Annotated in this window: 12 protein-coding genes; 11 read left to right on the forward strand and 1 reads right to left on the reverse strand. The window is 34.0% G+C overall.

Features of this window, described 5'->3' with window-relative positions:
• Positions 1–90 precede the first annotated feature (90 nt).
• From CD05_RS0103405 to CD05_RS0103455, 10 genes are all read left to right on the forward strand, one after another.
• A complete protein-coding gene (locus CD05_RS0103405) occupies positions 91–1143 on the forward strand; it encodes a hypothetical protein (protein ID WP_028509305.1) in 1053 nt (350 codons plus the stop codon).
• Position 1144: 1 nt separating this feature from the next.
• Positions 1145–3406 carry a hypothetical protein gene (locus tag CD05_RS0103410; protein ID WP_028509306.1) on the forward strand — a complete coding sequence of 754 codons (2262 nt, stop codon included), beginning with the start codon at positions 1145–1147 and terminating at the stop codon, positions 3404–3406.
• Between the two features lie 820 nt (positions 3407–4226).
• Positions 4227–4931, forward strand: a complete 705-nt coding sequence (locus CD05_RS0103415; protein ID WP_028509307.1) for a LytTR family DNA-binding domain-containing protein — start codon at positions 4227–4229, stop codon at positions 4929–4931.
• Between the two features lie 8 nt (positions 4932–4939).
• Complete coding sequence (locus CD05_RS0103420; protein WP_028509308.1) at positions 4940–6226, forward strand: GHKL domain-containing protein; 1287 nt, start codon at positions 4940–4942, stop codon at positions 6224–6226.
• 105 nt (positions 6227–6331) lie between these two features.
• A complete protein-coding gene (locus CD05_RS0103425) occupies positions 6332–7120 on the forward strand; it encodes a hypothetical protein (RefSeq protein ID WP_028509309.1) in 789 nt (262 codons plus the stop codon).
• Positions 7121–7808: 688 nt separating this feature from the next.
• Positions 7809–8507 carry a DUF2705 family protein gene (locus CD05_RS0103435; protein WP_028509311.1) on the forward strand — a complete coding sequence of 233 codons (699 nt, stop codon included), beginning with the start codon at positions 7809–7811 and terminating at the stop codon, positions 8505–8507.
• 13 nt (positions 8508–8520) lie between these two features.
• Positions 8521–9153 carry an ATP-binding cassette domain-containing protein gene (locus CD05_RS0103440; protein ID WP_028509312.1) on the forward strand — a complete coding sequence of 211 codons (633 nt, stop codon included), beginning with the start codon at positions 8521–8523 and terminating at the stop codon, positions 9151–9153.
• A 32-nt stretch (positions 9154–9185) separates the two neighbouring features.
• A complete protein-coding gene (locus CD05_RS0103445; RefSeq protein ID WP_037322775.1) occupies positions 9186–9632 on the forward strand; it encodes a DUF2712 domain-containing protein in 447 nt (148 codons plus the stop codon).
• A 629-nt stretch (positions 9633–10261) separates the two neighbouring features.
• The gene (locus CD05_RS0103450; protein WP_028509314.1) at positions 10262–10951 is read left to right on the forward strand and encodes a metallophosphoesterase; all 690 of its coding nucleotides are present in this window, start codon (positions 10262–10264) and stop codon (positions 10949–10951) included.
• Between the two features lie 9 nt (positions 10952–10960).
• A complete protein-coding gene (locus CD05_RS0103455) occupies positions 10961–11821 on the forward strand; it encodes a TIGR02452 family protein (protein WP_028509315.1) in 861 nt (286 codons plus the stop codon).
• 83 nt (positions 11822–11904) lie between these two features.
• Here the strand turns inward: CD05_RS0103455 and CD05_RS0103460 are convergent, their stop codons facing one another.
• Complete coding sequence (locus tag CD05_RS0103460; RefSeq protein WP_028509316.1) at positions 11905–13410, reverse strand: HEPN domain-containing protein; 1506 nt, start codon at positions 13408–13410, stop codon at positions 11905–11907.
• Between the two features lie 513 nt (positions 13411–13923).
• Between CD05_RS0103460 and CD05_RS0103470 the strand changes: the two genes are divergently transcribed.
• Positions 13924–15021 (forward strand): radical SAM protein, encoded by a 1098-nt coding sequence (locus CD05_RS0103470; RefSeq protein WP_028509317.1) that lies wholly within the window; start codon positions 13924–13926, stop codon positions 15019–15021.
• The last annotated feature ends 19 nt before the right edge of the window (positions 15022–15040 follow it).

Below are 15040 nucleotides of genomic sequence, written 5' to 3' on the forward strand. Positions count from 1 at the left end.
GAAAACCATATTGACATTTAATTTTTAATGGTTTATTATTATGATGGAATTGAAGCTTTGTAAATGAATATATGAAGGGAAGAGGTGCATATGTTTACCAAAGATAAACAGTTCACAGAAGAAAAATATAAATACGGTCTGGAATCACAAAAGATTAATCTTCAGATAGAATCGGCAAGAGAAAACATCCTAAATTTTTATAATAATAATAAAAACATATGTGATAAGGCTTTGCATTATTATGATGAATTCAAAAACAATCAAAATAAGTATATATGTAACCCTGAAGGAATAAAAAAAGAATTATTTAGAAAAAAATTGCATTATAAGAGAATATTAGTTATTACTTCTAATCCAATTGAAAGAGGAATATTTCTTCGATGGTTATCTGAAAAGAATAATGGGCCATTAAAAACGTATGTTGTAAATAATAATGCGTATAATATATTTCACGAAACAGATGAAATAAGTATAGTGCATGTACACACCATCGAAACAGGAGAAGAACCCACTAAGCAGGTGATAGATGATACTTGTAACATATTTATTCCAACCTGTATATGTTCTTTGGGAATATGTTATGGCTTTAATATATCCCGACATACAATAGGTTCAGTTTTTCTTTCCGAAAAAACAGATTTGATTAGAATTAATTTTCGTGATTCTGAAAAAGATGATATAGTTTTGGAATTAAAATCTATTCTTTCAGGAAATTCATCTTATCCTCTCATAAGGATTCTAAAATCTAAACTAATATCAATAAAATCAACCAGCATATTAAGCGAAACACAGTCTCCATCAACTGCTGTGTGTGAATTTGGTGATTTTATATCAGCCAATAGTCTAATAAGTAATTGGAAGGTAAAAAACACAATACTTGCTCTAAGTGGATTAAATAGTCATAAACTGCTTGGAGGAGAAATGGAAGGTGGAGGCATTTTGACGTCAAATATTGTACAAACCAAGGAATACAATAAGTGGATTATTATAAAAAGCATTTGTGACTGGGGTGAATGTAAAAATGAAATAATACCAAATAACCTCTTATATAGTAAAACTATTAAAGACAGTCTGCAAGCTTATGCCATGTCAAATTCATGCGGTGTATTTAACAATATAATCTGCGAGATGTGTGAGGTGTGAAATGAAAAAATTCTATAATAATATTAGTTCTAATGAATGTGTATATTTATTAAAAGCAACTCCATATACAAAAGAAAATCGAATTAGGTTTGATAATAATCTTACTAAAGAAAAATTCTTTAGATTTCTTTATACTGAAAGATCCTCAAAATCTGAACACAAGGCTGAAAACGACCTGTTCGATAATAAAATAAATGCAGCAAAAGAAGATCTTCAAAACGAATTTAGTAAGGTGAGTATGATACATATATCAGGATATGGTGGTTGTGGAAAAACAACGTTCATACATCATTTTCTTTGGACGTTAAAAGATTCTATAGGTGTATATGATGTTATAGATTATGAAGGCTGTACCAAAGCCGCCGAACCGTTTATAAAAAGAGTAGCAAGGTTAATTTATAAGGTCAAAAACACTTTCGGCTTAATTGATTATTTTGAAAACATAGTTAATAATACGCTTTTTAATACTTATAGGTTTAGCAACCAAATTCCAGTTCTATATGATTTTTCAAATAAGCTATCTATGATTATTGGCGGCAATAACTATACCGAAAACTCTTTATGTGCTTTTTTGATAAACTTTGAAAAAAACTATATCTCGGAAGATTGCAAGTCTATTGTGGGCAAAGATTTTGTTTCTTTTTTGTTGTTTTTGGAGTTTATCCTATTGTTGTTTGATAGATTTGAAAATAATAACGAAAGTTCGATGATACTTGTTATTGATAATGCAGATTCATTAAGTGATTTATCAGAAGAGCATCTTCTTTTGAAATCAATTAGAGAATTTGAAAATAATTGTAACTATTTTTTTGGATGGAACCTTGAAAATGATGGTGTATATAATGAAAAAAAAGTTTCGGATGTATTAAGAAGAACAAAACTCACAATGTTCTTTACAACAAGAGTGGCAACCATAAAAAAATATGAGATTATCGAGCCTGACTGGGAGAGAATCGATGGCTGGATGAGTATAAGATTCCCCGAACACTACTATGAACACAAGGATATAATTAATCATAGAATCGAGTACTATTTAAGTTTGGAGTCACCAAAATCAAATATTGCAGAGGAACTAACACTAATTTCAAAGTTGGTGGAAATTGCATATCATAATTATAATTTTATGAGACTCTTCAACGGCAGTTATCGTACCTGTGTTGAAAAAATTTGTGACATATTAAAAACGATTCATAGTAGTCAAATAAAAGAAATGATTAAACTATACTCTGCAAGAGCTGACAACAGAGACGCTATAGAGGGCGCTATAGGTTATTATCTTTATATGATTTTGTGTGTGCTGAAAAACGAAAGAACATATACAGATACACTTGCTCTTAGTCCTTGCAGAAAAGATGGCACAATTAGTCTTTCACGAATTATACTTACAATAATTCGTGAAAAGGGCGATAGATGTTCTTTATATGATCTTTTTTCTTTGCTTGTACCTATAGGTTATAAACCAAATATGATATGTACACAAATATGGAATTTATGTGAGGTTGCAAGAAACAATGCTTGGCGTAGACTCCTCTTATTTGATTTGATAACGCCGTCAAGTCTGGATGAGTTAAAAAAGCAAGCAGACATATTTAATAATGGTGATGAAGAAACAAATCATTATACTGAACTAATAATATGTACTGCAGGGCAAGCATATATGGAATTCGTTGTACCTCATTTTGAATTTATGCTCAGCAGACATGAATTGGGGGTGGGAACATCGGTTCAGAGTAAATATCAGCCATTATTCTCGAGCAGTAGTGAGGAACTGATTAGAGATGGGAATGGAGAAACAATATATAGGTTTGAAAAGAAAATTAGTTGGGTATTTAAGGATGTAAAAGACTGTTGCTATAATTCTGTAAAATTTGCTGATAGTGTCGAAAAGAAGTACCATTTATCAAAAGACGAATATATAAATAACACATTCTTCAATTATCATTCTGTTGGATGGGATAATAATGTTGGACCTAAGCAAAGCTACGAATCCAGATTGATTTTTAGACATATTGGTTATATAGAGAAATATCGTAACTACTTACTGAAAAAAAAGAAAGATATTCCTCTAGATGAAAGAATTGCAATAAACAAAAAACTGGTCAATTGGATTATTAAGTATATAGAGCTGTATTATAACAGCGAGATTTGCTATAGAACAGAATATCAAGATGCAGCAGCTAAAGATTTAATAGATTTATCGAATAAAATAATAGATTCAAACTATAAAGATTTTGTGACAAGGATTGAGAGAAGTAGTGAATAAAAAGCTTAAGCAGCAAAGGAATTCGTTGCTTTGGGCTGTAATTGCAAATTTCGAACAGAGAACTACCAAATACGAATTTCGTATTGACAGTAGTATAAAAAAAGGATAGAATTAAACTGATATCTTTACGGGCATTTAAGCATAAAAAATAATCAAAACAATCTATGGTCAATATCGAAAGGATGATTACTATATCATACGAAGAAGTAGTTGAAACAATCAAAGCAAGTTCAAAAATCTCAGTTTTGTCAGAAAAAGATATTCAACACTGTAAACACCCCAAAATGACACACCCCACCAATCGCAGCCATATTCGATAAAAAAGCAAAGGTTCAGCGACCATTTATAGTTGCTGAACCTTTTTTATCATTACCAAAACCTATAGTATCGAGCTTTACATTATTATAACGTAACCGCCAACCACTCCCCACCCTATCCAAAAAATCAGAATATGATATAATAACTCCGACGGAAAATCAACAACCTGAGGAGATGATAATCATAGAACGGATAGAAGAGATCAAAACACATTTGCGACACCAAGAGTGAGCTGATGTGGTTTAATAATGCCAGACAAGCGGAAAGAGTACCGAGGAATGGTGCGGACAAAATGACATTAATGTCTGCATCTACTACAAAAGACTTCAGCTCCTGAGAACAGAGCTTATTGAAGAGGCAGAAAAGTGAACGATTATTCTCGTCAACATTAATGGAGTTCTTACAAAGACCACCATTAATCCAAAACTATAGGTATATAAAAAAAGATTATCGGTATTGAGATTTTCCTTTTATTGTGATATAATACTATAGGGTGAAAAAAATGTATGTTAATATCGCAGTATGTGATGATGAAAAAATAATATGTGATAGAATAATAAGCCTTGTTACTGAAATTAGACCGGATGCAAAAATAGATACCTACTTATCTGGTGAAAAGCTACTTGAATCTAAAAAGAAATATGATATTATATTGCTTGATATAGAGATGCCCGGCATTAATGGAATGGCAGTTGCTGACGAGCTTAGAAAAATGGGGGACAGAGTGTATATTATCTTTCTTACAAGCCATTCAGAGTTTATGCCAGAAGCTTTTAAGGTAAAGGCTTTTAGATTCTTAAAAAAGCCTGTGGACAAGACTGAGCTTGCTGAGGCAATCTCTCAATCAGAAAAGGAAATACTTAATTACGAAAAAATCATTATTGAGGAAAAGGGTCACACAAGGCTTATTGGGCTCAGAGACCTTGTATGTATCGAAGCATTTGGCGACGGAGCGTTTCTTTATACAACAGATGAAGTGATAGAAAGCAGCCGATCACTTAAATATTGGCTTACAAGACTTGGATCTGAACATTTCTTTCAGGTACATAAATCATATGCCGTTTCAATGGCACATGTTATCAATATTGAGAATGGCTGCGTTTATCTTCATAATATGAAGGACTCTGTACCTGTTTCAAGAAGGAATATCGCACGCTTCAGAAAAGAGTTTTATGAATATGTGAAACGTAATTCAAAGTATATTTAGGTGATAATATGGAAAGCATTATATATAGTCTATTGTTATTCTTCTTTGAACTTGTAAAAATTATAACAATAGGAAGTTTTTTACTGGAAATTAAAATAAGAAGACAACATAAAAAAGTAGCCATTCTATTCATTGCTTTTGCAACACTTTCGGTAATTCTCGGCACATTCACAAAGTTTTATGCAGCAATCGGTCTTCTTTCTACAGTGGCATATTGTCTATTGGCAGATAATAAGAAAAACAGGATAAATATTATAATAGCTTTTATGTTTTTATATATGCTAAATATGGCATCTGATCTATTCATTTTACAGGGCAATGTGAGCACACACAGCTATTTGTCTGATTTGCTGGTAAAGCTTGTGCCCTTAATAGTGATAATTCTTTGTGTTTTACTTAAAAAGCTTTATAATAAATATCACCCTAATATGTATGGGTACTTAAGGTTTTTGCTGCCCGCATTGCTCTTGGCTATATTTGTATATATCAGTCATTCATATATAGAGCTTAATACTTATGGTACAAGTTATTACTCGGTTGAAGATTTCAGCTTTCTTGGCTTTGGTATTGGCAGTATAGTCATGTTATCTCTTTTGATGCTTTTGCTTAAACGACATAACGAGCAACTCGAAACAAACGCACAAATTGCACAGCAGCTTATCGAGTCTCAAAAAAAATATTATACAATGCTTTTGCAAAAAGAGGAGGACAGCAAGCGTTTTAGACATGATATAAAAAACCATTTATTCTGTATAGACACTCTTTTTAAAGAGGAAAAATATGATGAATTAGGGCGTTATCTTACAGAACTTGTTAATAGATCATCAAAGCTCAGTAAGCCATTTTCCACTTCAAATGAGCTGGTTGATATTATTTTGAGTGAGATATGCTTGCAACACCCTGATGTGGCCATTAGTGTTATTGGAGTTTTTCCCGGAGATATGAAAATGACACAGTTTGACCAGTGTGCTATTTTTTCAAATCTGTTTAGCAATGCATTTGAGGCCGCTGATAAGTGTGCAGATAAGAAAGTTAATATCAACATCAAAGCACTTGGTCAGAATTTGTATATAAGTGTTTCAAATACATATAATGATACGCCACTTGATAAAAATGGAAAACTTATATCTTCAAAACAAGGATTAGCACATGGTTATGGTATTAGTAATATAAAATCAAGTTTAAAAAGATATAACGGAATCTATGAATTCTTCTTTAATGAAAAGGAATTTATATCTGATGTTGTAATACCCGGTATTTTTGTAGATGATCAAAAGATGTCCGTTAATCGTTAAAAATGTACCGATAATCGTAAATGTATTGATTTATAATCTTATATGTGATATAAAGAGTTTAGAAACTTATCTAAACTCTTTATTTTTTGAAAGGATTTATGTACTATGGTAAAAAGCGAGCTTAACAGAATTATGAAAACAAAAAAAGAAATGGTAGCTTTACTAATTATACTTGCATTTCCGATTGTAGATTTTTTACAGCACATATACTTTGATGTTATTGTTTATGGTGACTTGGGGGCATATCATCTTAAACACCCAGTTTATACTGCTTTTTTATCCGGTTCATGTATGGGGCATGTTATGCAGATACTCTTTTTCTGGATATTGCCAATCTATTCTATGATGCTATACGCTGACAGCTATACCGATGATGTGAAATCAGGATATTTAAAGTGTCTTACTTCAAGAGTGGGAAGAATAGATTATTATAAGACAAAATTCATAATTGCAGCCTTACTGCCGGCGATACTTTTATTGGGTTCTTTAATAATAAACTTGATGATGTGTATAATTCTCTTTCATAACGGTAGTATGTTTGGCGGGCTGGAGGACTTTTATGAGACGATGGATAACTGGTTTATCTTCGGTTTTAATCATCCATATTTATATTATATGTTTTATTCCCTTTCTGCTTGTATTATATGTTCTCTGTCAAGCATACTTGGATTATGCTGTTCTATTATTTTTAAGAATCATTTTAAAGCATATCCTGCTGTTTTTATAGTATGGTTTATACAGATACTTATTCCGTACGGAATATCAAATACCGTTCAGCCATATACAGAATACGGAATCAAATATTGCCTTTCAGGGCTCGCAATATTGATAGGTGTTACCTTAGTCTTTTGTATTACTGCATATTGTATGAGGATAAGAAAAGATGAAATATAAAAAAAGAGCGGCTATTGAGTATGGATTGTTTCTGTGTTTTTGTATGATCTATCGTTTTATAATCACTGGCAGAAATGAGAATAACAGCTTTTACAGCATCTATGATTTTACAGTAAACACACAAAACTATATGACATACATTCATACATCGACATTCTATACGCTTTTCTTTGCTTTTATTCTTAACGGTATGATTATTAAAATGAATGAACAGTCATTAATAAGGCTGTCAAGAGGAAATATCGTGCGTATAAATATTATCAGATCTGCAGTAGCTTCATTGATATTCTGTATTATATTCTTATTGCCGCATATAGTTTTTATGACAAAAGAATTCGGTGTCGACAGGCTTTATAGCATTGATTTTTACAGTGTAACCGTATTGCAGCTTTTTGCAAATATTCTCTATTTCATTTTAACTTCTCAGATATATTTGTTTATATATTATAATACTCTAAGTGGAGTTATAAGCTGTGTATTCTTATTCTGTATAAATGCGTTACTTATGTTTGCGTATAGGATACTAAAGTTTTCAACACCTATCAAATTTACACTTATCTATTCAGGGTATTATAATGAATATAAAAGCATTTCAGAAATGCTGCGTTCAGTAATTCTGCTTATGCCGGTAATAGCTGTAATAGTATTCTTATCAAGATATAACGCACAGGAAAGAGATGTTTTGTAGATGAAAAGATCAATTTGGTTTATTCTTATATTGTTCCTATCATCTTATATAATGCAATCAGCTCTTCCTGAAAAAGGACTGTTAGGACTTATTAACGGTGTTGATGTAAAAAATCATATCACACTTTTGTCTTCTGATTTTTTCTTTGCCGCATTGATTGTTTTTTCAAATTTTGGACAAACGGAAGGTTTTCTGTTTGGAATTGGCAAGTATCAGCTTATGAGGTATAAAAACAGAAATTCACTGCTGCGCAAGATTATTTTAAAATCATTTATCATAGTGGGAATCATGTGCTTGTTAAGAATCATTATCTATATGCTGGTACTAATGTTGCGAAACAAGTATGTATTTGATTTACAAATCAGCGACATAATGATATATATATTATTCAGTATTCTTTCGTTTATTATATTAAGTCTTATACAGATATATTCTGAGCTTTGCATGGGTTCTTTTGCAGCTGTTTTGATATGTATGATATACTATATTATTACTGTAGTGACAAGTGGAATAATGCTTGAAAATGATAAAGAATTTATATCTATGCTGATTATAACAAACTATCCGATGAAAAACAGAACGGAGATAATGCATGAAGAGGGGCTTAGTTTTTATACTATGTTTTTTGTAATGGTTGCTCCAATACTGCTTCTGGGGACAATATGTAAAAGGGCAATAAATAAAAAGGATATTTTTTAGAGGAGGAAAAGAAATGTCAACCATAGTGATAGAAAATGTTACGAAAAAGCTTAAGGGTAAAACAATACTTGATAATGTAAATCTAAACTTTGAAGGAGGACAGATTTATGGGCTCGTAGGAAAAAACGGTTCGGGAAAAACTATGCTTTTAAGACTTATAAGCGGTCTTATTTTTGCTGATGAAGGATCTGTAATAATTAATGGAAAACAACTGCATAAGGATATATCTTTTCCCGAAAGTTGTGGCGTGATAATTGAGAATACAGAACTTCTGCCATCAATGACAGCTTACGACAATCTTAAAATTCTTTCAAATATCAAAAATACAGCAAGTGATGAAATGATAGTAAATGCTCTTATCAATGTCGGCTTAGATCCTAAAAATGATAAAAAGGTAAAATCATTTTCTTTAGGAATGAAACAGCGACTCAGCATTGCTCAAGCTATTTTTGAAAATCCTGATATTCTTTTGCTTGATGAACCGACCAATGCACTTGATGATGAGGGTGTAGAACTTATCAGAAAACTTTTGACAAATCTTAGAGACATTGGAAAAATCATATTAATAGCAAGCCACAATAAAGAGGACATATCTCTTTTGGCTGATAAGGTCATAAAGGTGACCGAAGGCAAATTTTCTTGTTAGTAATAATGTATTAAATATATGGAGGTTTTAAAATGGAGAAAAACGCAAAGAAAAAATTAGTTAGTTTCGGAATGTGTCTGGCAGTATCAGCTGCTTTACTGTCAACATCTGCAATTGCTGCATATCAGGATAACGATATTGATTATTCTTTTAGAATTCAGGGTAGTGTGGATAATGCTCAAGAAAAAACAGGAAGGTTTAGAGACACACGTGAAAACACTAATAGTTGGAAAGTTCAGTTAGTAAAATCAGGAGAAGGTAAAGGTTCTTTCACTAATTTCTGGATTGAGAATAAAAACGGAAGTAGTGCCAGCGAGGAGTATAGTATCAAACAAGGTGATAAACCAAGATATAAGCCTGCAAATGATAAGGGAGATCATATCACTGTATATTTGACAGCAGAGAATAATAATTGGTTTAGCACCGAACAGTACAATGTATCCGGTATTTGGGACGAGGAAACCGGAAGATACTTGTAATAGAAACAATAACAACAAATTAGAGATTTTAATACATTATTGCATAGTGCATCATTAAGTAGGTTAATCTTACTTAATGATGCATTTATATTATACAATGATTATTATAAATAGCTATGACTTACATATTTGCATCCTATTTGTTCTGTAAACGTCATTTCTGATGCATAAATTACGAAAATCTATTTTTTCACTATTCAATTATATTACCAATATAGGAGATTTACAATATGTCTTTTCTTAAACGTTTCTTAAAATTGAGCTGTTTTGAAATGGCATCGGTATAGATATAACTTGCATAAAGTGAACCATATATATTCAGATCCAATACAGCAAATCTTTACAGCCATCTGGAATACAATGCAAAGGTCAGCTCGGCAGAGACAATAGCGAGGGCACTTGGTAGAAAAGATGGTAGAAAGGATAATTGAAAGCAGGTATGGGATTCAACAAAAAAACTTCGTAGATTCAATGAATTGGCACTCCCCTAAAAGAAATGCTGATATGATTCTCGATTATATGGGATAATCAGGAATCATACCAGCAGAAAATGCCCACACACCTTGAATTTACGCGGTTTCTGTGCTATACTATAAATAGGATGACTGATTTTTGAAGAAGGTGAAGATATGGTTTATATCACAGGAGATATACACGGTTCGGCAGATCCGTTATATGATCTGTTCGTCAGGTTTCAGCCAACAGAAGAAGATATTATCGTTCTGCTCGGAGATGTAGGAGTCAATTATACCGGTAAGATGCGTGATCGCCTGCTGAAGCAGGAGCTGTGCGATATGAAGTCCACGTTTTTCTGCATACACGGCAACCACGAGAACAGACCGCAGAATATCTGCTCCTATCAGGAAAAAGAGTGGCACGGCGGACGTGTGCTGTACGAGGAGGACTTCCCGAATATCCTGTTCCCGATAGACGGCGACATTTTCGATATAGAGGGCAAGCAGTGCATTGTGATCGGCGGCGCTTACAGCGTGGACAAGTTTTACCGCCTCCGCATGGGATACAATTGGTGGCCGGACGAGCAGCCGACTCCTACGATCAAGGAATATGTTGAGCAGCAGTGCCGGACACATCCTGTGGATATCGTGTTTTCGCACACCTGCCCGTATAAATATGTTCCGACGGAGTGCTTTCTGCCGGGAATAGACCAGTCTACCGTAGACAACAGCACGGAGCATTGGCTGGACACGATAGAAGAGATGCTGGACTACAAAGCCTGGTATCTCGGCCATTGGCATATAAACAAGAGAATCGACAAGCTGCATTTCCTTATGCATGACGTAGAAATGCTGATAGAATGAGGTTTATTTATGAGAGACAGAACTCCGGACATTCAGATGTTTGAAGATACAATGCAGATACTGAAACAAGGCTTCTATGAGAAAGGCGGCAGGAAAATTCTGCTGAAACTCACCGCCGGGGAGAGGGAAGAGATACAGGTATATCTTCCTGACGATGTGAAAGCGATTTGCAGCAACAAGGATTTCAAACCGGCTGCTGTTGAAAGCGATGGCTGCATCCACAGTTGCGAGAATATTGACTCCTATGCGCTTGCCAGAAAGCGTGTAGCCGAGGGCATAATGAAAGTCCTTGTACTGAATCTTGCAAGTCCTGTTCATCCGGGCGGCGGTGTCCGCAGAGGTGCAAGAGCGCAGGAAGAGGATCTTTGCAGAAAAAGCTCGCTTTTATTGTCGCTTGAGAGCAAGACAGCCAGCAGATACTACAAATTTAACAAGAGCCTACACTCTTTTATGGGTTCAGATGCTCTAATGCTCACACCGAACGTGGAGATCATCAAGGAGGAAAACGGTGTGCTGCTGGACGATACTGTTGTTGTATCCGTACTCACTTGCGCTGCTCCGAAGATATCCGGCGGCAAGGAAGGCATGATCGAAGCCGAATACAGGCAGCTTGTCTATAACCGCATTTTCGGGATGCTGAAAGCAGCGGCTTTTTTCGGATACAGACACCTCATCCTCGGAGCATGGGGCTGTGGTGCCTACGGGAACGATGCAAGTGTGATCTCCGACCTGTTCCGCAGGGCACTAAACGAGCTGGACTATAACGGGTTCAAGGAGAATAATCTGTTCAGCAGGATTGACTTCGCCGTACTGGATCGAACGCCCACACAGTTCAATTATAAGCAATTCAAGAGGAATTTTCAAAAGTGATAACGTGAATATCCAAGAATTGTGAATAGCATCATCGTTGTAAACAGTAACCCCCGATGAAAACCATTTCACCGAGGATTTACTCATTCATTAGTTTTATTATTCTCACTTGTTTCTGTAGACTGACTTGTTTCTGTAGACTGATCATCTGGATTTTGAGGCTTATCTGTCCGGACCAAAATTTCATCAAGAATAAGCTGGATCTCTTCATCCTCATATCCAAGTTGTCTAAGGACTATTGCATAGTTTAAATGTTCAACAAGTCGAACCGCTCTGATCGTGTTAATATTTGGCTCATATGATCTTTTTGAATGAGCAAGTTCATTTCGCCATTCGTTTACTTCATGACCTAGTTCTCTTATTTCTTTTTCACTAAACCATTTTTCAGAAATACATGCTTTCAAAGGTGACCATGTGCCGTATCCTTTGTAAGCTTTCCATATTTTATCCTCGAGTGCTGGTTCGGTTACAATATGCTTGGCCATACTTTTGGCAAGTTTTTTAAGTGCTGCAGAAGATTTTTCATCCTTGATAAGCTCCTCAAATACTGCTTTCATTTTTTTGTGATGAGCCTTTTCGGTAGCCATAGGCGGCAAATATGTTCTTACATAGAATTCAAATGCACCTGTAATCTGCAAACTTTGTTGAAGATCAATTAGATTTCTGCGCTTAACAGATGGGTGAATACTAGAGATGGAAATAAGACCGCCAGTTTCTGTATCCCCATCCAAATCACTAGCAACCATTTGAAAAAGTTTATCTATACGGTTTATTAAATATCTTGCATTCCATGTCTTTGAAATTATATCTTGACTTTCTGGCGCTTCACGATATTTATCAAAAAAGAACGCATCGCATGATACCCAATTATCGCATTCAATTAATTTGTGATCGGCGAGTTTTTTCCCTTTGCAAATTCCGTTTAATCTCATTGAATAAAAGGCAATGTTTTTCCTATTGCAAATGAATGAAAATACCATGTCTACTAATTGATATACCTGATAAATAAACTTCAATTTATCTGTTGCAGGGAAAAGAATTCTAATTTCAGAAACAGCCTCCATATGTGAATGAGCTGCGCCTACAGTACCTGTTGTACTTAAATTAATCATCACTTGGCATTCTATAGAATCAAGTTTTACAGTGAATTCCTTTACCTTTTTGCTTCCAGAACGCAAAAAAACAATATCGCCCAACTCATTTTCGGATACTACATTTACAGAAGGACAGAAATACTGTAATTCATCAAAGCGTATTATTGCTTCTGTAAACTGAGTCCCTACCTTATAATCTCTGATTACAAAATCAGGTCGCACCTTCAAATTTCGCGGAATAGCATGAAACACAGAGAGCTTCTCGAAACCAAAAGGTAAACAAAAGAGATACGGTGTGCCAGAATATTCATGACCTATAATGAGCGGATTTTCATATATTTCCGGGATACTCTCATATGCATGAATAACTAATTCGCCATCATAAAAATCATACGCATACCGATGAATACTTAACTGTTGATCCTCAGATGATGTCTTAGTATCATTATCGCGTTTTACACATACATATCCAGAGTGGTTGATTAAGTCTAGCATGATTATTCACCTCATAAAAAATAGTAATATAAGAAATATGCTATCGGTAGAAGTATGCTATTTTATAGTATAACATTTTCATGAGATAGATGTCAATATGTTTTTTTCTCTTTCATGTCTAATTATTTTTGTTTTATGTATAATTTTTTTGCTATAGGTATGAGTTTGTTAACTATATGCAAAGCTATAAAACAATCTCGCTCAAAAATTGATCAGAATTTTATAATGTGTTCTTGACTTTTTGGGCGATATTATGTATAATAATAGTAGATTCTGTATGGGCTAAAACTATATTGTTACAAGGAGGCGCATTCATTATGACTATGTCTGCAAATGAACTTCTGGAAGTATACAACGCTCAGGTATCCACATCCGATTTTTCTGCTCATGACAATGGCCACGATAATAGTGGCTCCGATGGTCCCTACCATAACGATTCACACGATAACAACCCCAACGACTAATTTCAAGTTTTAGCCCATATAGAGTCTTTTATCAATGCGGTGCTAACCAATGAATAAACAAATTAATCTTCTTATAATGCCTAGTAACAGATGTAATATGAAATGCATCTATTGTTTTCACGGTGATGCTTTAAGTCACTCGCCAATTATGTCATTGGAAACCTTCAAAAAAACCATTGATGTTGCCGCTTATGACTATGAAACAATACAAATAGTTTGGCACGGCGGAGAGCCGTTAATGACTTCAATGGATTTTTATGAAAAAGCATATAGTTATTGTCAGAATCTTAACACTAGATTTCTTTTTTCAATTCAAACTAATGCCACCTTGATCAACGACAAATGGATTGAGCTTATAAAGAAAACCAACACAAAAGTAGGTGTATCATTTGATGGCATTACAAATGAAAAAACTCGCGGACATAGTGATTTAATTAGATCTAACATATTAAAAATCAAGGAATCGGGAATAAATATTGGCTGTATTCTTGTGGTTTCAGATATTAATGTTGGTTTCCTAAAAGAAAACTATAGTTTTTTCAAAGAACTTGGAGTCTCAGTTAAATTCAATCCGCTATTTTGTCAAGGAAATGCTGAAGAACAATTATCATTATCATATATGCGTTATGCTGAGGCTTTTGTGGAATTATTTAAACTGTGGTTACATGACACAGAGTGTAATATCAATCTACAATCGTTTTATGATATCCTTAATCTTATAACTACTAGACACACAGGTGTATGTTCTTTTAATTCTTGTTTAGGATCATGGCTCTGTATTGATTATAAAGGTGATATTTTTCCTTGTGACCGTTTTTATTTCGATGACTATTACTTAAATAACATCCATGGTATTAGTTCATTCAACGAAGCTTTCAACTCGGACAACTATATTTCGTTATTATCAAAGGCAATTAACCGAAGAAATATATGTAAAGCTGATTGTCATTATTACGAAATGTGCCATGGCGGTTGTAATGCGACTGCTTCGCTTGGCACAAGTGTAGCATATCCTAATAAGAACTTTTGCGATATGCATACTTTCATTTTATCAGAATTAGTTCCGCTTATTGATTCCATAAAAGGGAAATATCCTGACATTTCAATTAATCCTAGACTAACACGTTATTTTCAATACAATAAATAGGATTGAATACTTATAGGTA

The organism is Ruminococcus sp. NK3A76 (genome assembly GCF_000686125.1).
Taxonomy (GTDB): domain Bacteria; phylum Bacillota; class Clostridia; order Oscillospirales; family Ruminococcaceae; genus NK3A76.

Excerpts from the sequence above, each read along its gene's own strand:
- CD05_RS0103405 (WP_028509305.1), top strand. The coding sequence starts at position 91 with ATGTTTACCAAAGATAAACAGTTCACAGAAGAAAAATATAAATACGGT.
- CD05_RS0103410 (WP_028509306.1), top strand. The coding sequence starts at position 1,145 with ATGAAAAAATTCTATAATAATATTAGTTCTAATGAATGTGTATATTTA.
- CD05_RS0103415 (WP_028509307.1), top strand. The coding sequence starts at position 4,227 with ATGTATGTTAATATCGCAGTATGTGATGATGAAAAAATAATATGTGAT.
- CD05_RS0103420 (WP_028509308.1), top strand. The coding sequence starts at position 4,940 with ATGGAAAGCATTATATATAGTCTATTGTTATTCTTCTTTGAACTTGTA.
- CD05_RS0103425 (WP_028509309.1), top strand. The coding sequence starts at position 6,332 with ATGGTAAAAAGCGAGCTTAACAGAATTATGAAAACAAAAAAAGAAATG.
- CD05_RS0103435 (WP_028509311.1), top strand. The coding sequence starts at position 7,809 with ATGAAAAGATCAATTTGGTTTATTCTTATATTGTTCCTATCATCTTAT.
- CD05_RS0103440 (WP_028509312.1), top strand. The coding sequence starts at position 8,521 with ATGTCAACCATAGTGATAGAAAATGTTACGAAAAAGCTTAAGGGTAAA.
- CD05_RS0103445 (WP_037322775.1), top strand. The coding sequence starts at position 9,186 with ATGGAGAAAAACGCAAAGAAAAAATTAGTTAGTTTCGGAATGTGTCTG.
- CD05_RS0103450 (WP_028509314.1), top strand. The coding sequence starts at position 10,262 with ATGGTTTATATCACAGGAGATATACACGGTTCGGCAGATCCGTTATAT.
- CD05_RS0103455 (WP_028509315.1), top strand. The coding sequence starts at position 10,961 with ATGAGAGACAGAACTCCGGACATTCAGATGTTTGAAGATACAATGCAG.
- CD05_RS0103460 (WP_028509316.1), bottom strand. The coding sequence starts at position 13,410 with ATGCTAGACTTAATCAACCACTCTGGATATGTATGTGTAAAACGCGAT.
- CD05_RS0103470 (WP_028509317.1), top strand. The coding sequence starts at position 13,924 with ATGAATAAACAAATTAATCTTCTTATAATGCCTAGTAACAGATGTAAT.